This is a genomic window from Pseudomonas asgharzadehiana, from assembly GCF_019139815.1.
GTDB classification, from domain to species: Bacteria; Pseudomonadota; Gammaproteobacteria; order Pseudomonadales; family Pseudomonadaceae; genus Aquipseudomonas; species Aquipseudomonas asgharzadehiana.
In genome coordinates, this window is sequence record NZ_CP077079.1 from 3,381,128 (window position 1) to 3,402,255 (window position 21,128).

A 21,128-nucleotide genomic window follows, 5' to 3' on the forward strand; every position below is an offset into this window, starting at 1 on the left:
CTCCTTACTTGGCCGCCATGCGCAAGGCGCCGTCGAGACGGATCACCTCGCCATTGAGCATGCTGTTTTCAATAATGTGCCGCACCAGCGCGGCGTATTCAGCCGGTTTGCCCAGGCGTGGCGGGAATGGCACGCCGGCGGCCAGGGAGTCGCGCACTTGCTCGGTCATGCCGGCCATCATCGGCGTTTCGAAGATGCCGGGCGCAATGGTCATCACCCGAATACCCACGCGCGCGAGTTCCCGGGCCGCCGGCAATGTGAGGCTGGCAATCGCGCCTTTGGACGCGGCGTACGCCGCCTGCCCGATCTGGCCGTCGAACGCCGCCACGGAGGCGGTGTTGATGATCACCCCGCGTTCGCCATCGGCATTCGCCTCGGTTTCGGCGATAGCCGCCGCCGCCAGGCGCAGCAGGTTGAAGCTGCCGATCAGGTTGACGTTGATCACCTGGGCAAAACTCGCCAGCCCATGGGGGCCGTTCTTGCCGAGGATTTTTTCGCCGCGCACCACACCCGCGCAGTTGACCAGCCCGTGCAGGCCACCAAAGGCCGCAACAGCGGCCTGCACGGCGGCTTCGCAAGCGGCCTCCTGGCTGATATCGGCTACCGCGCTGCGGGCGTTATCGCCCAACTGCCTGGCCTTGGCCGCCACTGCGTCGGCGTTCAGGTCCACCAGCATTACCTTGGCACCGGCGGCTACCAGCATTTCAGCGGTGGCTGCGCCGAGGCCCGAAGCGCCGCCGCTGACCAGAAAAACCTTGTTTTCAATCTGCATCATTGTTTCCTTGAACGATGGACCGGGTAACGAGCGTATGGGCCGAATAGTCGCTTCAGCGCCGTTGAGCAGCAATGGTCAAAGCCTTCAACATGGCTGACTGTTTTGGCCAATGCTCCTGGAGCATAGACCCCGCCGGCTCAACGTCCTGGGGGCACCGGTCCTTGATCCGGTGGCGTACGTACTCCGTTGATGCGGGTTTGACACCTGCCTTGGTCTGACAGAAGCTGACGACTTTTCCCTCGCTGTTCGAGCTTTTGGACGCCTGCATGTCAAAGTCACGCCGTTACGCCATCGTTGGCCTGTGCGCCCTATTCTTTATTGTGCTGATCACCTGGTATTTGTCCCGTTCCACCCCGGTGGCGGTGGCGCCTGCCATTGCCCATGGTTACTCCAAGGCCCTGAAACAGGCCCGTAACGGCGAGCCGGGGGCCGCCCGTGTGCTGTATCAGCAATTGGGGCGGCCGGACCTGTCTGAAGAGCGTCGTGCCGCATTGCACGCCGAGTTGCCCAACTACCCCAGCCCCCAAGCCTTGAAGCTGGCGGACAAAGACCTGGCCAGCGACTCGCCACGGGTGCGCGAAGCGGCGATCCACAGCATTGTGGGCCTGGTGCCCAGCGGGCAGCGCACGCTGTTGCTCGGCCCGCTGCTCGATGACCCGGAGCAAAGCGTGCGCTTTGCTGCCGCCAATGCCCTGCTCGGCTTGTCGCCGGACACCCTGGGCCTGTATTTCGGGCCGTTGCAGCAAGTGCTGGATGAATTCGTGAAATACCTCAAGGCCCAGCCCGAAACCGCCGATGGCTGGATTCAACTGGCGCGCCTTTACATCCACAGCGCGCTGCTGCCCGATGCACAAAATGCCCTGGAGCAAGCGATGCGCCTGGAGCCGGACAACCTCCAGGCCGTGGTGGCGCAAATCGAGTTGCTGGATAAACAAGGCAAGACCGAAGAGTCGCGGCAACTATTAGCGCGCCAATTGGCGGCACACCCCGAGTCGGCGTACCTGCAACACGCCCTGGGTATGTGGCTGCTGCACCATGGCGAGCGGCCTTATGCGTTGCTCGGCCTGTCCAAGGCGGTGGAACTGGAGCCGGACCATCAGGATTACCGCTACGACCTGGCCACCACCCTGCACGACCAACAGGAACTGGAAGCCGCGCAGCGCCAGCTGGAGGAGATCGTGCAGCGCCACCCCGCCAACCGCAAGGCGCGGGTGTTGCTGGTCAACTACTGGAAAGAGAGCGGCCAATTGCAGAATGTGCAGGTGTTACTGGCTCAACTGGAACAGCAGAACCCCGATGATCCGGCGCTGCAACAAGGCCTGTAGACCCGCCAAAACGGGTTGTACAGCGGCCTCTTACAGCGACAAATTGCAGCAATTGTGGAACGGCTGCAAAGTGCCATGGTCAAGTGAACATGGCATGTCGTGACGGGCATGCCCCTCTACTTGTACCTGAATCGAGGGCACTTCTTGTCTACATCCAAAGCGCTGTTCAGTGAAAAGGCGGCCACCGGCATCGAAGGTCTTGATGACATTCTTTCCGGGGGGCTCTCACGTAGCCACCTGTTCCTGCTCGAAGGCGAACCTGGCACTGGCAAGACCACCGTGGCGCTGCATTTCCTCCAGGCCGGAGCGAAAAACGGCGAGCGATCTTTGTATATCACCCTCTCGGAGACTGAGCGCGAGCTGCGCCAGGGCGCCAAATCCCACGGGTGGGACCTGGATGACAACATCCACATTTTTGAACTGACCCCACCCGAAAGCCTGCTCAACGCCGAGCACCAGCAAAGCCTGCTGTATTCCTCGGACCTTGAACTGGGCGAAGCCACCCGGCAGATCTTCGAAGTGGTGGAGCGGGTCAAGCCCGCCCGCGTGGTGATCGACAGCCTTTCGGAAATCCGCCTGTTGGCGCAAAGCTCATTGCGCTATCGCCGGCAGATCCTGGCGATCAAACATTACTTCGTGCGTTACGACGCCACCGTACTGCTGCTGGATGACCTGACCACCGAATCCCTGGATAAAACCGTACACAGCGTGGCCCACGGGGTGATTCGCCTGGAAGAACTGACGCCCAGCTACGGTGCCGAGCGCCGTCGCGTGCGGATCGTGAAGTACCGCGGCCAGAAATACCGTGGCGGCTTTCATGATTTCACGATCATGCAAGACGGCATCCACGTGTTCCCGCGCCTGGTGGCGGCGGAACACCGTGGTGGCTACGTGCGGCAGACCCTGAGCAGCGGCATTCTGGAAATGGATGCGCTGATGGGCGGTGGCGTCGAGACCGGCTCCAGCAGCCTGATCCTGGGCCCGGCCGGTACCGGTAAATCGCTGATCTCGATGATCTTCGCCGCTGCCGCCGTGGCACGCGGGGAAAAAGCCGCGCTGTTCATCTTTGATGAAGAGCTGGGGTTGTTGTTCGAGCGCATGAAAAACATGGGCATCGACCTCGCCGCCCTGCAGGCCACCGGCAACCTTTTGATTGAACAAGTGGACGCCGCCGAGCTGTCTCCCGGCGAGTTCTCCCACCGGGTGCGCCGTTGCGTCGACGAGCGCGGGATCAAGACCGTGGTGATCGACAGCATCAACGGCTACCAGGCGGCAATGCCGGAAGAGAACGCATTGATCCTGCATATGCACGAGTTGCTGCTGTACCTCAACCGTCGCGGCGCGGCCACCTTCATGACTGTCGCCCAGCACGGGCTGGTCGGCGACATGCAAACACCGGTCGACATCACTTATTTGGCCGACACCGTGATTCTGCTGCGTTACTTCGAGGCATTGGGCAAGGTGCGTCGCGCCATTTCGATCATCAAGAAACGCACCGGCTCCCACGAATCGACGATTCGCGAATACCGCATCAGCAGCCGAGGCTTGACCGTCGGCGAGCCCTTGGACAACTTCCAGGGCGTACTGCGCGGCATCCCCACCTACATGGGGGCCGGCTCCCCTCTGCTCAAGGAAGAGGGATAGTGCCGACTCTACCCGGTGTGTCCGAACGCGCAATCATCCTGGCGCCATTGGGTCGCGACAGCGCACTGGCCCTGCAAATGCTCAACGAGGCGGGTTACAGCGGCATCGTCGCCACGCACCTGCCAATGTTGTGCGAGGCCCTGGAACAGGGCGCCGGCCTGCTGATCATCGCCGCCGAAGCCTTGCGTGGCGTCGATCTGGAGCCGCTGCTGGAGTACCTGCATCAACAGCCGCCATGGTCGGACATGCCCATCGTGCTGATGACCCATCACGGTGGCGGCGAGCAGAACGGCTCGTCGCACCTCAGCGGCCTGCTGGGCAACGTGACATTCCTGGAGCGGCCCTTCCATCCCGTCACGCTGATCAGCCTGGTCAGCACGGCGCTGCGCGGTCGGCGCCGCCAATATGAAGCCCGCGACCGCCTGATCGACCTGGGCGAGAGCGAACTGCGCCTGCAACGCACCCTGGAAACCCTTGAGCAGCAAGTCGAGGAACGCACCGCGCAATTGCGCAACAACGAGGAAGCCCTGCGTCAATCGCAGAAAATGGAGGCCGTGGGCCAACTCACCGGCGGCATTGCCCACGACTTCAACAATATGCTCACCGGGATTATCGGCAGCCTGGAGCTGCTGCGAAGGCGCGTGGCACGCGGCAAACTCGACGATCTCGATAGCCTGATCGACCTGGGCGTCACGTCCGCCAACCGTGCCGCCGGCCTGACTCACCGCCTGCTGGCGTTTTCCCGCCGCCAATCGCTGGATTCCAAGCCGGTCAATATCAACCAGTTGGTCAGTTCCATGGGCGAACTGCTGCAACGCAGCATCAATGAAAGCATCCATCTGGAGATGCGCTTCACCGAGCAATTGTGGACCGCTGAAGCCGACCCCAACCAACTGGAAAGCGCCCTGCTCAACCTGGTGCTCAATGCCCGCGATGCCATGCCCAATGGTGGCAACCTGCGGGTGGAGACCACCAATCGCCACCTGGACAACGTCTTTACCGCCGCCTACGGCACCCTCACCCCGGGTGACTACGTCGAGCTGAGCATCAGCGACAACGGCTGCGGTATACCCGAAAGCGTTATCGGCCGGGTGTTCGACCCCTTCTTTACCACCAAACCCATCGGCCAGGGCACTGGCCTGGGGTTGTCAATGATCTACGGGTTCGCCCGCCAGTCCCACGGCCACGTCACCATTCACAGCGAGGTGGGCAAAGGCACCACTGTCAGCCTGTTCCTGCCGCGTTTTATCGGCGAAATGCACGCTGTCCCGTTGGTCGACCCGGCGTTGCTGCCTTTTGCCAATGCCGGGGAAACCGTGCTGCTCGTCGAGGACGACCCGGCGGTGCGCGTACTGGTCTGCGCCGTGCTCAAGGAGTTGGGTTACGGCTATGTGGTTGCCGGAGATGCCGACACGGCGCTGCCGATCATTGAATCCGAGCAGCGTATCGACTTGCTGATCAGCGACGTCGGTTTGCCCGGCATGAACGGCCGGCAGATGGCGGAAATCGGCCGCCAGCTGCGGCCGGAACTCAAGGTGCTGTTCATCACCGGGTACGCCGAACATGCGGCGGTGCGTGGAGGTTTTCTCGACCCTGGGATGCAGTTGATCACCAAGCCGTTCACCTTCGACCTGTTAACGGCGAAGGTGAGGGAAATGATTAAGACATAAGGCAAGCGAGGCAATATCGCGCAACGAATCGTTCCTGCAAGGAAGGAATCGCTTCAGGGGGCCAGGGTACACAGTTGCCATCGCAGCGTCGTATATGCCGCTGGGGTGAAACTGAATCCACCTAGGAACCCATCCAGCCATGATCGCTTCGCGCCTCGTTCATCCAACGCTTCAGATTCCCTCGAATACACCGGCCGACAGCGCCGCGCGCCGTCCACGCGCGGTGACGCCCCAAGAGGCTCCCCGGCATGTGCCTGAAACCGCCGCGCAGAGTGCGCGCGACATAGCCGACAGTGAGCTGGCATTGCGTGTGGCGCAAACACAGCGCCTTGCGGCCAGGACCGGCGAGCTTCGTTATATAGAGAACATCCCTCCCGCCTCCTCGTTCGGCCAATGGTGGTCACACCTGAACAATTTGATGGCGAGCCCGCACTTTGTTGTGTGGGCAAGCCGCAACGGCATTGATCGTTCGAAACCTATCGAGATCAGCCCCGCGAGCAATTACATCGTTGCCGTCGTCGACGGTAAGCCAAAGACGTTTTCGGGCTTCGCGCAAGGCTATTTGTGGACGTCGATGATGGCGCCGATCATGCAGGCCGCAAGCGCGCTCACTTCCAGGTCCGACTATATTTACTCCCCGGTCAACAGAACCACCGCCGACTACCGCGAAGTCGCCGATTTTTATGGTGAGGCCATCACCGGGCAAACCCGTGAGGCGCTGGGCATTCGCGCCGCAGAGCTTGAGCAGTCAAAAGCCTTCGGTCCGGCACGATTGGCGCCTGAGCGATCCGAACAGGTACTGCGCGACGAACAGGCCAAACTGGCGGAGCTACACAACCAAAGGACGGCGGCCTTTAAGTTGATTCCTATCATCATTGAGGCGCAAAAGCTCGCTGACGCCCCGGCAACTCCAAGGCGGCGGCCAGCCTCCGAGCGGTTGCCGTCGTTCATTCGCGATGAATTAGCCCGCACGACGTTCAGGCTGCATGGCGACTCGCTCAACAAAGGCTTGGATGACGCCCTTACGGTCAGCCTCGAAAAATACCTCAGCGATAAAGGCTGGAAGCTGCCCGACAGCATCGACGAGTTGATAAATGTGGGCGAGGCACTGGATACCCCGCCACTTGCAGGGGCGTCTCACGGTAACTTCGGCGGCGCATTGGCCTGGCCGATTCCGCTGAGTGATGCTGACAGGTCCAGCATGAGGCGTAGCCTCAGGCAAAACACGCTGGGCATCAGTGGTTTGCAGAATTACCAATCGAGCCAAGGTTTGCTGGGCTATCTGACGCGCAACGAAATTTATTCAACCTCCGAGCTGAGTAACCCGACGCAGTTCATTCAAACCCTTCTGGCGACGCCCAAGGCCCAGGCGCTGGGCGTGGCGCTGCAGCAGAGATATGAGGGGGTATCGACGCCCGATAGCATCAACGACTGGACCCTGGGCGCCCTCGGCGCGACCCTGGACGAAGAATCCGAAGCGGGCAACACGTCGAGCCCCGTCAGAACCGGCGTCGCCGGTTTTGACCTGGCCAACTATGCGCATTGGGGCCGGCACCCTTCAGCCGTAGTCGCCGGGCTGACCAGTCACCTGGTTGCCAAGGGACGTGCCAGTGTGGAGATGGCGCCGATTGCGGCCCACTTGTTGTTCTCACGCCGCGCACCGGCGTTTTTGGTCCAGAACATCCCCGACAACGTGACATGCGGTTCCCACAGTTGGGTCAGCTTCAGTGTCGCCGTGGCACGCCTTGAGCATCAGGCGCCGGGCGCAACCGCGCACATGAGCTATGCCGACGTCATGAAGCGGGCCGACCTGGCCCCCGTCACGGAGCAGGAGCAAGAGGTGGAACAGCAGGCCCAGTGGGCTGCGCTTAAAGATTGGGGGGTAGCCAATGGGGTTCTGCAACTGAACACCTCGGATGACTACAGCGCCGACCAGATGAGTCGCGTCACTCGGGCGTTCAATGACCAGATTGCACAGCTGAGCGAAGCCTCAAGCGCCCTCTCCACCCCCATGCCTGAACGCAAGAAAATGGCGCTTGATGAGCTCAAGCGGGTTTACGGCGACCGGATACCATTCGAGAAAAAATGCATCACATCCGTCCCGGAACAACGTGATTTTCCGGGGCCTTATTCGGTGCTGGATCTTTACCTGCACGGCACTATCAGCACGCCTCCAGCCTCCCATTGGTCAGCAGGTAATCAATTCGACTTCCGGACTATCTCCGGTAAGGCTGACCAACTGGCTGACATCAATGCACGCTTCGCAAGCGAGCTTCCCCAGTACTGTTCCTCCGCTGAAAAGGCGATTGGCACGCAAGTCAAGCACCTTATTGCGACCCTTGCGCTCGAAGACAGAAAAAAGATCGAGTGCGCACAGATCACTACGCTCCAAGAGTTCCGCGTCTCCCACACGGGTTTCAGTCAAACGCTGAACGAAACGAAAGTACCCGGTGCATTACTGATTAAAGCGGTGCTCGGCGGTGACACTACCGTGTATGAAATAAATCTGAACGACAATACGATTCGCCAACGTGCTGAGCTAAAGGATTATCCGCTGGGGCCGCAACTGTACAGCGATGGTCACACCCATAAGAGCCCGATGCTCAAGGCAATCACACCTTCCGGCACTTATTCGGCAAGCGTTACCGATGCAAAACGCCAGAGCGGCACGCCCAACAGCTTTGCAAGCGAGAGAACCCGGTACATTGCCGACACCCTGGTAAAACATATCGGCATCCGTGAACTGGCGGATGAGGCCAAGGGCGTGACGACGTTCGACACCGAGGTTCCGTTCTACCAAAAAGCCCGCGAATTTCTGCTCAACCTGATCCCCTTACGGTCCGCTATTCAGAATTTTCGGGCAGGTAACGTGCGTGACGGCGTGATTGATCTGGTATTCGATGCCTTCGGCTTTGCCCTGGCGTTGGGCGCGGCGGCTAAAGGCGCCAAAGCGCTGCATGCCGGTGCGTCCGCTGCAAGTAAAGTCGCTCACGGTACAAAGATTATCGGGCGCGCGGCGCTGGGCACGCTTAACCCGCTGGACGGTGTCACCGATATCGGGCGCGGCCTGATTGCCGGCGGTAAAAAAGTGTGGTCATCCAGCGCTGGTGAACTGCGGCAATTACGCGGGCTGGCTCATACGTCAAACGGCTATGACCTGATATCGGCAAGCAAACGCTACGATTCATCTTCCTTTGGCACCTACCGAATCAACCATCAAATTGTCGAGGCGCCGGCGGTTATGCGGCACGGCAAGTGGTACGCCTACAACCCCGCCAATGGACAACCCTACGGGACGCCCTTACAGGATTTCCTGCCCTCGGCCCATATTGATACGCAGGGGCTGGGCAATTGGGCAACGGCAGCCACGGCGCGCAAGCCGCTGGATGAGCGTGTTGTCGGCGACTGGAAAAAAACTGTCGCGACTCACCGAAATGGGCCCGATAAGGAAGCCTTCGAGCAGGGTTATCGGTATGGCGATCCGCAAACGATCAGCGGAGCACGCAATAACATGACGATTGCGCAGGTTATGACCCTGGCCGGCAACAAGGACCTCACGACGGAGCAAGTCGGGATGTTGGTGCGAAAATATGATGACATCGCCTACGAGCCCGGGCGAAGTGGCTCCGCCCGGTTTATCGATCGCATCGAACCGAGATTCGGTGAGGTAACGGCCATGCCGCAGGTTATTTACCTCACTCAGACCGCACAACTGGCCGAAGGGCAATGTGCAGCGCTCGCACGCGCCATGGCCAGCGCGATGGCGGAGGGAAAGCAAGACGTACTGATCAAGAACATGTACACCGCCGCAGCCTTTCCCAGGGACCCGGCGTCCAGGGATTTCATCGACAAATTAAACAGGCTTCAAACTCAGGTGGGGTCCCAGGCTGCGTTCCACGCAGGGCAGCCCATTCGGCAGGTCGCCTATCAAGACATGATCAAGGAACTGGCGCAGGCGCACGCCTCGAAATCGGTCATGATTGACTCGCCAGGCCATGCAATGGCGGCAGGCGTAAAAATAAACGGCGCCGACAAGACTTACTACTTTTACGACCCCAACCATGGCCTTGCCACGTTTCCAAGCGCCGAAGCCATGCGAGGCGGGCTTGATAAGGTGTTCAACGACAAGAAGCTGGCCAAGGGCTATAAAACCCACAGCGCTGAGCGCAATAAACTCGAATTCAAGGTCTTTGATCATGATGATGCGTGGCAACAAAAAAACAGCGTATTCACGCCAGACCTCAAAGCCCTCTACGACACGCCCATCACGCCTTCCCAAGGGCCACGCAGCCTCTCGAACGCTGAATTGAAGCACCATTGGGAGACGTTGCACGCGCATCCGGACAATCAGGGCCTGATCTGCTACGAAGCGTCGATACGCATAGGGCAAGCTGAAAAGACCCTCTCGCCCAGCGTATTGGAGACGGTGAAAGCGGCCACCAACCGCACAGGCGGTTCCAATTACTCCGCAGGCTATCTTGAGTTGATGGGCATCAAGCCGGACAGCCTGAAAACCACCTTCAATCCGGCGCAGATCACGGAGTCAGGGCTCTTGAACTTCAGGCACGCGTATGAGGGCGGGGAATTTGCCCACACCGTCTACATTCAGAAGACCCATCACAACGAGCTGTTCCTGTTCAACACCAACAGCCCGGACTTGGACCTGGCCATGATCAGCAGTGGGAATACCGGGCAGATCAGCGGTGGAGTGACCGTCTACAAGCTCGGCAACGGCGAAGGTCTTCAGCGCTTTTTGAACGGCTTTAATGGAAAAGTCGGATGGGAATTTGCCTACACACCCGCCAGCACGCTCAATGCCAATGCGCGCGCGTTACGGCCTTGACCCTCTGAGCCAAACGGCGCCTGGATGCTCAGGCGCCCCCATTCTCAGGCAAGCAACCGCTGGATATGTTCTTGCAGCGTATCCAGGTCAAACGGCTTGGCCAGGATCGGCGCGTTGCGCGTGATCGGGCTGTTACAGTCGAGAATTTCCTGCGGGTAACCGCTGATGAAGATGACCTTCAGTTCCGGCCGCACTTTAAGCGCCGGCTCGGCGATCTGCACGCCGGAGATACCGCCCGGCAGGCGGTAATCCGTCACCATCAGGTCCAGGTGCGGCTTGGTCGCCAGAATCTCAAAGGCTTCCTTACCGTTTACCGCCTTCAAGACCCGATACCCCAGGCCCGCCAGGTATTCATCCAGCACAAACATAATGGATTCGTCGTCTTCGACGATCAGTACGACATCTTGCGCATCTTCACTCATGGGAAGCCTTTGTCCGGTCAGTTGCTGCACGTACGACCATGGGGTCACGCAGAGGTTGCGTCAAGGTGACGATTGATTTCATGCCGACGAATCCAGGGGCAGGCACACCCGAAACAGGGCGCCCTCGCCTATCCGGCTCTCGACCTCGATGGTGCCGCCATGGGCCGCAACGATCTGCTCGGAGATAAACAGCCCCAGGCCCAGCCCCGCCGACACCTGGCTGGCGGATACGCGCTCGAACTGCTGGAAGATACGCTTCTGGTTTTCTTCGCTGATGCCGATGCCACGGTCGCGCACTTCCACCCGCGCTTCACCGTGTTCGGTGTACACCCGCACATCCACCGGGCTCTTGGCCCCATAGCGCAGCGCATTCGTGAGCAGGTTGGTGATTACTTGCTCGATACGGAACTCATCCCAGTTGCCTTCGACCGGCCCTTGCGTCTCCAACCGCATCGACGAATCTGCGGCGGCCACTTGCGGCGCGAAATTTTCTACCAGGTTGCTGACCAGTTGCGCCAGGTCGAAGCGCGCCGGGCGGATCGACAGCTTGCCGGTGCGAATGCGCGACACGTCAAGCATGTCTTCGATCAGGCGGATCAGGCTTTTGATCTGGCGCTCATCGCGGTCGACCATGGCGTGCATCTTGTCCAGGGTGAATGCCGCCGCGTTATCCCGGGCCAGGTGCATCTTGCGCAATTGGGTTTCAAGGATCAGCCCGTTCAATGGCGTACGCACCTCATGGGCGACGATCGACATAAAGTCGTCGCGCATGCGCACGGCCTGTTCCAACTCGGCCTGGGTGGCCTGCAGGCGCGTGAGCAGCAACTCCTGCTCACGACGGCTGCGCTCCAGGGCTTCGACCTGTTGCTTCATGGCCTTGCTCTGGCGGTACAGGTCGACGAACACGTTGACCTTGCTCTTCACCGCATGGATATCCAGCGGCTTGTGCAAAAAGTCCACCGCGCCGCTTTCATAGCCTTTGAACGCGTAATTGAGTTCACGCCCGGCGGCGCTGACGAAGACGATCGGGATGTTCTTGGTCTTTTCGGTGCCGCGCATCAGTTCGGCCAGCTCAAAACCGTTCATGCCGGGCATCTGCACGTCGAGAATCGCCATGGCGAATTCGTGTTCCAGCAACAGGGACAAGGCCTCGTCGGCGCTCAATGCCTTGAACACCTGGCGGTCCTCGCGCTTGATCAGCGCTTCGAGGGCCAGCAGATTTTCCGGCAGATCGTCGACGATCAGCAGTTTGGCCTGGACAGTACTTAGCATGGTGAGGGTTCCAGGGAAGCCAGCAACGCGGCAATGCGGCTCAAGGTCAGAATATGGTCGGGGGTGTGCAGGGCCAGGGCGGCCTGGGGCATCACGGCAATCCGCGCTTCATTTGGGTCTTGCACGATGGTGGTGCCGCCCGCTTGCTTGACATGGGCCAGCCCGCGCGCGCCGTCCTGGTTGGCACCGGTCAGCAAAATTCCCAACAGGCCTTTGCCATAGGCATCGCCTGCCGAGGTAAACAGATAGTCGATGGCCGGCCGGGAATGATGCACGCGGTCTTCCTGGCTCAGCGACAGGCTACGGTCCTGCTCCACCGATAGGTGGTACCCAGGCCCGGCAAAATACAACCGGCCCGCTTCGATCAGCTCTTTGTCGCGAGCTTCCTGCACCGGGATGCGCAGGCGCCGCGCAAAGACTTCCGCCAGTTGGCTGCGGCGTTCATCGGGCAGGTGCAGCACGGCAATGATCGGCAGGCCGAAGCCGTCGGGCAGCTCGGCAAAAATGCTCAGCAACGCCTCGACGCCGCCGGCGGACGCGCCGACGACGATGGCTTCAATCCCGCGAATCGGGCTGGCTACAGCATCGTTCATGATTTTCGGTAGATCCGTTCCTGCTTGACCAAGGGTTCGAATTGCTTGCCGTAGGCAGAGAAATCCAGGGTTTCCTTGCTGCCCAACACCAGGAAACCACGATGGCACAGCGACTCATGGAACAACCCGAATGCGCGATCTTGCAATTTTTTATTGAAGTAAATCAATACATTGCGGCACGAAATTAATTGAGTTTCTGAAAACACGCTGTCGGTCGCCAGGCTGTGGTCGGCGAACGTCACGTTTTCGCGCAGCGTCTTGTCGAAGATCGCGTAATCGTAAGCCGCTGTGTAGTAGTCGGCAAATGAACGTTGCCCGCCCGCTTGCTGATAGTTGGCGGTGTAGGCCCGCACATTCTCCAGGGAGAAGATGCCCTGCTTGGCTTTGTCCAGGGACGCCGGGTTGATGTCGGTGGCGTAGATGATCGTGCGCTCCAGCAGCCCTTCTTCACGCAGCAGGATGGCCATCGAATAGACCTCCTCGCCCGTGCTGCAGCCGGCGATCCAGATCTTGATCGAGGGGTAGGTCTTGAGCAGCGGCACCACTTCCTGGCGGATCGCCAGGAAGTGCGAAGGGTCGCGAAACATCTCGCTCACTGGAATCGTCAAAAACTGCAGCAACTGCATGAACGCCGCCGGGTCGTGTAGCACCCGTTCCTGCAATGCCGAGATGGTCGCGCAGTCGAACTGGCGCAAGGCATGGGCCACGCGGCGCTTGACCGACGCCCCGGAATAGTCGCGAAAGTCATAGCTGTACTTGAGGTAAATCGCCTCAATCAGCAGACGCAGCTCGATGTCGCTGCTTTTTTCCAAAAAACAGTGCTCCACTTAAATACGTTCCATCTTCGGTAGCCATACGCGAATGAGTGAGAACAAACGGTCCAGATCAATCGGCTTGGCCAGGTAATCGTTGGAACCGGCCGCCAGGCAACGCTCCTGATCGTCCTTCATCGCCTTGGCCGTGACCGCAATAATCGGCAGTTTTTTCCAACGCGGGTCCTGGCGGATCAAGGCGGTAGCCTCGTAACCGTCCATTTCCGGCATCATCACGTCCATCAACACCAAGTCGATGTCTTCGACTTCATTGAGCTTGTCGATGGCTTCGCGGCCATTACGGCCGATCACGACCACGGCGCCTTTGTGCTCCAGGGCGCTGGTCAGGGCGAAGATATTGCGCACATCGTCGTCCACCAGCAGGATCTTGCGCCCTTCAAAGACTTTGTCGCGGCTGCGGGCGGTCTTGAGCATCTTCTGGCGTTCATGGGACAGCTGGGATTCGACTTTGTGCAGAAAGAGTGTGACCTCATCCAGCAGGCGCTCCGGCGAGCGTGCGCCCTTGATGATGATCGAGCGCGAATATTTGCGCAGCTCGGCCTCTTCGTCGCGGGTCAGGTTGCGCCCGGTGTAGACGATGACCGGCGGGAATGAGCAGATGTCCTCGGTGGCCATGCGCTTGAGCAGCTCATTGCCGAGCATGTCCGGCAGTTTGAGGTCGATGATCATGCAGTCGTAAACGTTGCCGCGCAGCAGGTCGAGGGCTTCCTGGGCAAAGCCGACGGCGGTGATCTCGATATCATCGTCGCCGATCAGGCGGGCAATGCTGTCACGTTGCAGGTCATCGTCTTCAACCAGCAGCACGCGCTTGACCTTCTGGGTCAGCTTGGCTTCCAGGCGCGCGAACACGTCCTTGAGTTCTTCGCGGGTGGTGGGTTTCACCGCATAACCGATGGCGCCCATGTGCATGGCGGCTTCGACGCGGTCCTCCACGGAAATCACGTGCACCGGGATATGACGGGTCTCGGCGTGTTCCTTCAGACGTTGCAGCACGGTCAAGCCGGAATGGTCCGGCAGGCGCATGTCCAGCAGGATCGCGTCGGGGATGTATTCCTCGGCCAGGCTGTAGCCCTCGTCCGCACCGTGCGCCACCAGGCAGTGGTAGCCCAGCTCATGGGCCAGGTCGAACAGGATGCGCGCAAAGTTGGGTTCGTCTTCCACCACCAGGATGCAGCGGCTGGTGAACGGGGCCTTGTCGCGGTCGTCGGCAAAGCGTGGGATCAGGTCCGCATCGGCCACCGGTAATGGCGACACCTTGACCGGGGCCGGTGCAGGCGCCACCACGACCTGGCGCGGCTGCTCGATTGGCGGCGCGTCGGCCTCGCGTTCTACGTACTGCTCCGGCAATACCAGGGTAAACACGCTGCCCTTGCCGGGTTCGCTGGTCACGCTGATGTAACCGCCGAGCAAGGTGGCCAGGTCGCGGGAAATCGACAAGCCCAGGCCGGTGCCGCCATAGCGGCGGTTGGTGGTGCCGTCGGCCTGGCGGAAGGCTTCGAAGATGCTCTCCTGCTGGTCCGGCGCAATGCCGATGCCCGAATCGCGCACGGTAAAGGCAATGCCCTGCCCCGGCGCGCGCGACACCGACAGGCTGACCTCGCCCTGTTCGGTGAACTTGATCGCGTTGGACAGCAGGTTCTTGAGGATCTGCTCCAGACGCTGGCGATCGGTGAACAGCATGCCGGGCGCATCAGCCTGCACGTCAACCTCAAAGCCCAGTTTGCGATCCGCCGCCAGAGGTTCGAACATCCCGCGCAAGCCCTCGATCAGCCGCGTCACGCTGGAGTTTTCCGGGCGCACTTCGAGCTTGCCGGCCTCCACCTTGGAAATATCCAGGATGTCGTTGATCAGGTTGAGCAGGTCATTGCCGGCCGAATAGATCGACTCGGCGAACTTGACCTGTTCGGCGCTGAGGTTCTCCTGGGGGTTCTCGGCGAGCAACTTGGCCAGGATCAGCGAGCTGTTGAGCGGCGTGCGCAGCTCGTGGGACATGTTGGCGAGGAACTCGGACTTGTACTTGCTCGAGCGCTGCAGTTCTTCGGCACGGTCTTGCAATTCGAGCTGGGCCTGGTTGAGTTCACCGTTCTTGCGGTCCATGGCGTCGCGCTGCTCGGCCAGGGTCTGGGTCTGCTCGGCCAATTGCTCGTTGGTTTGCTCAAGCTCGGCCTGCTGGGTTTCCAGGTGGGCCTGGGACTCCTTGAGGATGCGCGACTGCTCCTCCAGCTCTTCGTTGGCGGTCTTGAGTTCTTCCTGCTGCACTTGCAACTCTTCGTTGAGCTGCTGGGTCTCGGCCAGCACTTCCTGCAGGCGCTGACGATAGCGTGCGGCTTCAATGGAGGTGCCGATATTGCCGGCGATCAGCTCCAGCAGTTCAACATCACGCTCATCCAGCGGCCGCAGGAAACCCAGCTCGATCACGCCATTGACCCGATCGTCATCGCTGGTGGGCACCACCAGCACGCTGCGGGTCGCGCCTTCGCCCAGGCCCGAGCTGACCTTGAAATAATCCACCGGCACGTCGTCCAGGCGAATCAGGCGATCCAACTGCGCGGCTTGCCCGACAATGCCTTCGTCGCTGTAGATCGACTGTTCGAGCTGTTCCTGCTCGCGGGAGAAACCATAGGTGGCCACCCGCTTGAGGCCGCCGTGTTCTTCGCGCACATACAGCGCCGCGACCGCCGACCCCATGTACTGAGCGAAGAACTGCAGGATATTGCGCCCAAGCATGTTCAGGCTGAGCTGGCCCAGCACCTGCTCGGCCAGTTCGGTCTGGCCGTTGCGCAGCCAGGCCTGGCGTTCCAGGCGCCGTGCGATCTTCTGTTGTGAAGCGATGTTTGCGCTGTAACTCTCGGATAATTCGAGCAAGTTCCGTCGGCCGGCATACGCCAGAAAACCACTCAAGCCGAGCACGAATACCAGATACAAGGTCACGCTGATCACGGTGGTACGGGTGACTTCGGTATTGCGGGCGATACGAAACTGCTGCTCCATCGCCACGGCATCGTCGTATTCCTTGCGGATCTCATCGGTCAGGCGCTTGCCGCGCCCCGCCTTCACGGCGCCGCGAAAGTCGCCGCTCTGGCGCTGCATATCAATCATCGACTGGGCGTATTTGTTCCACTCCAGCTGCAAGGCTTCCAGGCGCTTGAGGCGATCAACCTGCTGCGGGTTGTCCGCCACCAGCTCCTGCAGGTTGCGCAGGTCGGCGAGGATCCGCGGCTTGGCCACTTCGTACGGGTCGAGAAAATGTTCGTCGCCGGTAATCAAGTACCCGCGCATGCCGGTTTCCAGGTCGACCGTCAGCTTTGAGGTTTCATTGAGATTGTTGATCACCCGGTCGGTGTGCTCCACCCACTGGACCACCGACAGCAAATACGTGATCAGCACCACGAAAAACACCGCGCTGAGCACGCCCACGCCCAGGGGCAAGGCCACGTTTCGGCTCAGGAGGGTACGAAAGCTCTTTTCATCGACGGTCGACGCGGGAGTCATGGGCATGCCTTGGCCAGGTGCGGAAAAACCGGGAGTTTGCCCCAGATTGGGGTTGGAGGGCTACGTTTGTGATGCTTTTCGCGGAGCATGCCTACACATATCAGACACGCATGCGGGCTGTGGCATCGGGACTTGCACACGAATTCTGACAACCGTAACGGAATGTACGCAGGACGACTGCACACACACAGGGAGTGGCCGAGGGTTCAGGGAAGCACTTTTCGGCGCGGTACCTTCCCAAATTACGACAGGTAAATGTAATGACTTCGATCACTAGCCTCCCGGCCCCCGCCATCGTCAATCTTCCCCGTGCGGAAACGCCCCACGCCTCCGCGAGCGCAATTGAACCCGCCATCGCTCCAGGGCCAGAGGCCCCGGCCGGCGTTTCCGGACTTCAAACCGCATTAGCCAACCAACGCAACTGGGAGGTGTTGGCGGCCAAATTGAGCGCCGTGCATCAGGACCTCACCGCACGCGTCCCTGCCGACAACTCACTGACGAGCGCCGAGGTGACGAGCCGACTGGCCCCCGAGAGCCAAGTCAGCCTTGAGTCGTTCTTACTGCAAAATGGCTTGAAGGTACCGACCTCATTGGACGCGCTGGGTGAGCTGGTCAAAACCCTGAACCAGAAGGCCGCGTTGCACCCGCTGGGCAATCTGGGGGGTGGGCTTTCCTGGCCGGTGCCCATGACAACAGAGGGCCGGCAGAGCATCGCCGACTTCCTGCAGTCCACTCACACTTCATTGGCAGGCTTACCATTGGCGGATGCGAGTAAAGGCGCATTGGCTTATTTGCTGAGCGGCAGCCCAACAACCGCGGCCGACCTTCAGGCGCCACGTACAGCGCTTCAACAATTGCTGGACACGCCCAAGGCCCAGGCGCTGGGCCAAGCCCTGCAGACGCACTTGAAGGGCGCTTCATCAGGTACCAGCATTTATGACTATCTATTAACGGCCATTCAGGTGGGGCTTGATCCGGAGTCGCTCACTGGCCCGGTCCGTAATGCTGTGGCTGGTTTTCAGTTGGACGCACAGGCGCAATGGGGGCAACACGCTTCTGTCATTGTGGACCGGCTGAGTCAACACTTGATCGACAGTGGCCGGGCGACCACTCAAACCGCCAAATTCGCCGCTCATCTCCTGCTTTCACGCACCGCACCGCAGTATCTGGTCAAAGACCTTCCCGCCAGCGTGACGTATGGCAGCATTGCCTGGTCTCAACTAACGATTGAAGTGGCCAAGCTGGAGGCGCAGGCACCGGGCAGCGTACAAAACATGTCCTATGCCCAGGTATTGCTCGCAGCTGAAGGCATGGCGCTCGCTGATGATCGGGTTCAGCGTGAAGTCTTGAGGGATTGGGCCGTCGTCAACGGTGTGTTGGAGAGCGCCGAACAAGTGCCGGGCGATGCGCAAATCGAACGCATCAGAATCCACTACAACAGTAAGTTAGAGGCGCTGACCCACGTCTCCACCCAGCTCCAGACGCCCTTTCCCAGCCGCAAGGCAATTGCCCTGTACTGCCTGAAGCAGGAATTCCCCGACCACGACCCCCAGATATTTGAGCAAAAGGTGCTGCAAAAGCGCTTTGGGAACACGCGTCGGGGCGATCCGACCTTGCGTTCGATGCTCGACATCGCGATGGAGGGTGACAAACTCCAGTCCGGCTTCCGTTGGGAAAGCAGTCGCAGTCTCGTGCCGATGACGGCATTCAATGCGTACTGCAGGTCTGAGCGTTTCCACGTCGTTGATGTGTTTAATACCCAGTACAAAGAAGCGCTGGAATCTCAAAGCGAAGGCCATGCGGGGATGGTCAAATACCTGCTTTCCAAGCTACCGCTGGAGGATCGAAAAAACCTTGAGTTTGGCAAGATAGAGTTCCTGCACACCAATGATTACAAGGTAGCGATGGATGTGCTTTCGCCGCTCACCTTGGAAAAACGCGGGCATACACTGCACGTAAAAACCACGCGAAACGGCGAAGTCAATATTTATGAGATTGACACCCGTAAGGCGAGCATCGAAAAACAGAACTACCTAAGCAATAAGTTCAGCGAGCCCTACAGCCGCGAGAAGTTGGATACGCGCACGGCGAACATTATTTCCCGAACCGAGCTCTTTGATCCCTACAACGGCGAGCGTGCCAATCAAACCGGAGGATGGGTAGGTGCTGATCACACCGCAGAGTGGACCGGTGCTGATTACACGCCGTATAGCTACGGTGGCTCTCGAACAAAGTTGATTGCTGACGCCTTCGTCAAATCCCTGGATCTCGGCAATGAAGACTTATTGAATTACGCCAAGGGCGTCACCTCTTACGATAAGGCTCGACAGGTGAATGCGGCAATAGGTGAGTTTTTTCTGAACCTCATCCCTTTTCGATCCGCCATCGTCAACTTCAAAAACGGCCAGGTAGGCGACGGCTTGTTTGATCTGGGGGTGGACATCATCGGCTTGGTAACGTTGGGCGCAGGCAAGGCGGCTCAGGCCTCAAAAGCTCTGGCCAAGGGCGCTCAAAGTATCAGCGCCGCAGGCAAGGCGGCCAAAGTTGCCAAATTCATTGGCGTTACCGCGCTTGAGGCGCTCAACCCGGTCGGCGGGGCGGGCGATGCATTGATGGGCGCGACAAAGCTGGCGGGCAAAGGGCTTGCCAAAACCGGCGAATGGCTTAACAAGTTCAAGGGCGCGAGCGGTAGTTATGACTTGTTGAAAGCGGCCAGTAAAACGTATGACGTCGCCGCGCTGGGCACCTACAAAATAGCCGAGCAGACCGTCGGCGGCAGCGCTGTATTCAGGGAGGGAAAATGGTATGGCTATGACGCCATCAACCATCGCCCGTATGGCCCGGCGCTCAAAGACTTTACGCCGAAAGTGGCTGCGCTCGAAGGCGAAATAAAAGCGTTTGCCGACAGCTGGTTTGGCAAGATGATCGCTTCGGTATTGGCGCCACCTGCGAATAACCCTAACTATCGCCGTGACTTCATGGCCGCTGTGGCCAACGCCAAAACCGAGGACAAGGCAGCCTACATACTGGGCCAGAACAACGTTAAACCAGACGCTATCTATGGCTATTCCACAGCACTGAGTATTGAGGATTTGAAACGTCTTGCCGTTGCCGAACGCCGTACGCCAGCAGAGCTTGGTAGCCTGGTAAAACGCATAGATGAACTTGAAGCGCTGCCCGAGCGTTTTAAATCCGCACGTGAAGCTGCGCAAATCGTCGACGCAGACATGTTTAAGAAAGGCTACGACTCGGGGAACCCAGAACGCATCCGCGAGTTTTCAGACACACTGACTAACTACCAGCTCGCAGAACTTGCCATTGCCCCCGGGCGTACATCAGAAGAGTTTGGACAGCTGGTCAAGTATTTGGAAAATCGACGAATCAAAGTCAGCCAGGAGAACTTCAAGGAATTCGCCGCTGAAATCACTGCCGCCGGTGGCAAGGCAACGCCGATTCCCCAAGGGTATTACCTCAGTCAAGTCTCCCCGCTCTCGGGCGGCGAGTGCGCGGCGCTTTCCAATGTCATGGCCGCCGCCGTGAAGCATCGCAAGCAGGATACGTTTATCAAGAACCTGTATGTCGCGATGGTGCCTACGCTTAGCCCCGGCGACATTGCCCAATTGCGCAAAACCGACCCCGTCAACGCCGGAATCCAAGAGCTCAAGGCATCGAAAGTTGCCAAGTTCAACGACCAGATAAGTCAGCTGCAGGAAATACTGGGCGGTCAATTCCATCATGGTATGCAGGCGAGGCAGGTTCCTTACACACAGATCATTTCAGAGCTGGCCGGTGCCCGCACTTCAAAAACCCTTTTAATCAATGGCCCCGATCACGGCTTCACCGCCGGCGTGGTTATTTCCAATGGCAAGAAGGAATGGTTTTATTTCGACCCTAACTATGGGAAGGCGACCTTTTCCACGGAGGCGCAAATGAGCGCCGCGCTGGAAAGCACATTAAAATCCGGCAGGACTAAATACCTGTTGGCACATTTCGGCCAGAACCCCCAGGTGCCTGAGTACAAGATTTCGGTATTCGAGGAACCCGCGTTGAATAGCGTGACCGCCACCGTGCCAGGTAGCGTGCAGGACTTGTTTTTGACTGATCTGTAAGCCATGCCCCAGGCCCAAAAGTGCAGGTGCGACGGTCGATTTGCCAGGCGACCGTCAACCTGACGTTTTTGCGCCTGCCTGCGGGCAAGTCCTTTCCCGGCGGGCATTTCACCTCGTCACAAGACATCAAGGCCTATTGCCTGCACAATA

General features: G+C 59.5%; 11 protein-coding genes. 5 read left to right on the forward strand and 6 right to left on the reverse strand.

From position 1 onward, the window contains the following. Positions 1–4 precede the first annotated feature (4 nt). The gene (locus KSS96_RS15200) at positions 5–772 is read right to left on the reverse strand and encodes an SDR family NAD(P)-dependent oxidoreductase (protein WP_217855031.1); all 768 of its coding nucleotides are present in this window, start codon (positions 770–772) and stop codon (positions 5–7) included. A gap of 269 nt (positions 773–1,041) precedes the next feature. Here KSS96_RS15200 and KSS96_RS15205 point away from each other — a divergent pair, with 269 nt between their 5' ends. The 4 genes from KSS96_RS15205 to KSS96_RS15220 all read left to right on the forward strand — a co-directional run bounded on the left by KSS96_RS15205 (position 1,042) and on the right by KSS96_RS15220 (position 10,257). Continuing rightward, positions 1,042–2,100: a tetratricopeptide repeat protein gene (locus KSS96_RS15205; protein WP_017528045.1), complete on the forward strand. Its 1,059-nt coding sequence runs from the start codon at positions 1,042–1,044 to the stop codon at positions 2,098–2,100. 144 nt (positions 2,101–2,244) lie between these two features. Further along, the gene (locus KSS96_RS15210; RefSeq protein ID WP_026067273.1) at positions 2,245–3,744 is read left to right on the forward strand and encodes an ATPase domain-containing protein; all 1,500 of its coding nucleotides are present in this window, start codon (positions 2,245–2,247) and stop codon (positions 3,742–3,744) included. Next, the gene (locus KSS96_RS15215; RefSeq protein ID WP_065879066.1) at positions 3,744–5,414 is read left to right on the forward strand and encodes an ATP-binding protein; all 1,671 of its coding nucleotides are present in this window, start codon (positions 3,744–3,746) and stop codon (positions 5,412–5,414) included. The genes KSS96_RS15210 and KSS96_RS15215 overlap by 1 nt, the downstream gene beginning before the upstream one ends. A gap of 139 nt (positions 5,415–5,553) precedes the next feature. Beyond that, on the forward strand, positions 5,554–10,257 hold the full coding sequence (locus KSS96_RS15220) for an Mcf1 protease effector domain-containing protein (protein WP_217855033.1): 4,704 nt from the start codon (positions 5,554–5,556) through the stop codon (positions 10,255–10,257). 44 nt (positions 10,258–10,301) lie between these two features. Here the strand turns inward: KSS96_RS15220 and KSS96_RS15225 are convergent, their stop codons facing one another. From KSS96_RS15225 to KSS96_RS15245, 5 genes are all read right to left on the reverse strand, one after another. After that, positions 10,302–10,679, reverse strand: coding sequence for a response regulator (locus KSS96_RS15225; protein WP_068931852.1), 378 nt, complete (start codon positions 10,677–10,679; stop codon positions 10,302–10,304). Positions 10,680–10,757: 78 nt separating this feature from the next. After that, positions 10,758–11,951, reverse strand: a complete 1,194-nt coding sequence (locus tag KSS96_RS15230; protein ID WP_116078774.1) for a hybrid sensor histidine kinase/response regulator — start codon at positions 11,949–11,951, stop codon at positions 10,758–10,760. Beyond that, positions 11,945–12,544 (reverse strand): chemotaxis protein CheB, encoded by a 600-nt coding sequence (locus KSS96_RS15235; RefSeq protein ID WP_017528051.1) that lies wholly within the window; start codon positions 12,542–12,544, stop codon positions 11,945–11,947. The genes KSS96_RS15230 and KSS96_RS15235 overlap by 7 nt, the downstream gene beginning before the upstream one ends. After that, complete coding sequence (locus KSS96_RS15240) at positions 12,541–13,371, reverse strand: CheR family methyltransferase (protein ID WP_017528052.1); 831 nt, start codon at positions 13,369–13,371, stop codon at positions 12,541–12,543. Before KSS96_RS15240 ends, KSS96_RS15235 begins: the two co-directional genes overlap by 4 nt. Next, positions 13,372–16,869: a response regulator gene (locus tag KSS96_RS15245; RefSeq protein WP_065879064.1), complete on the reverse strand. Its 3,498-nt coding sequence runs from the start codon at positions 16,867–16,869 to the stop codon at positions 13,372–13,374. A 260-nt stretch (positions 16,870–17,129) separates the two neighbouring features. Between KSS96_RS15245 and KSS96_RS15250 the strand changes: the two genes are divergently transcribed. Next, positions 17,130–20,978, forward strand: coding sequence for an Mcf1 protease effector domain-containing protein (locus tag KSS96_RS15250; protein ID WP_225913292.1), 3,849 nt, complete (start codon positions 17,130–17,132; stop codon positions 20,976–20,978). Positions 20,979–21,128 lie beyond the last annotated feature (150 nt).

Bases quoted from the DNA above. Each gene is read 5' to 3' on its own strand.
- KSS96_RS15200 (WP_217855031.1), bottom strand. From the start codon at position 772: ATGCAGATTGAAAACAAGGTTTTTCTGGTCAGCGGCGGCGCTTCGGGC.
- KSS96_RS15220 (WP_217855033.1), top strand. From the start codon at position 5,554: ATGATCGCTTCGCGCCTCGTTCATCCAACGCTTCAGATTCCCTCGAAT.
- KSS96_RS15235 (WP_017528051.1), bottom strand. From the start codon at position 12,544: ATGAACGATGCTGTAGCCAGCCCGATTCGCGGGATTGAAGCCATCGTC.
- KSS96_RS15245 (WP_065879064.1), bottom strand. From the start codon at position 16,869: ATGACTCCCGCGTCGACCGTCGATGAAAAGAGCTTTCGTACCCTCCTG.
- KSS96_RS15205 (WP_017528045.1), top strand. From the start codon at position 1,042: ATGTCAAAGTCACGCCGTTACGCCATCGTTGGCCTGTGCGCCCTATTC.
- KSS96_RS15225 (WP_068931852.1), bottom strand. From the start codon at position 10,679: ATGAGTGAAGATGCGCAAGATGTCGTACTGATCGTCGAAGACGACGAA.
- KSS96_RS15230 (WP_116078774.1), bottom strand. From the start codon at position 11,951: ATGCTAAGTACTGTCCAGGCCAAACTGCTGATCGTCGACGATCTGCCG.
- KSS96_RS15250 (WP_225913292.1), top strand. From the start codon at position 17,130: ATGACTTCGATCACTAGCCTCCCGGCCCCCGCCATCGTCAATCTTCCC.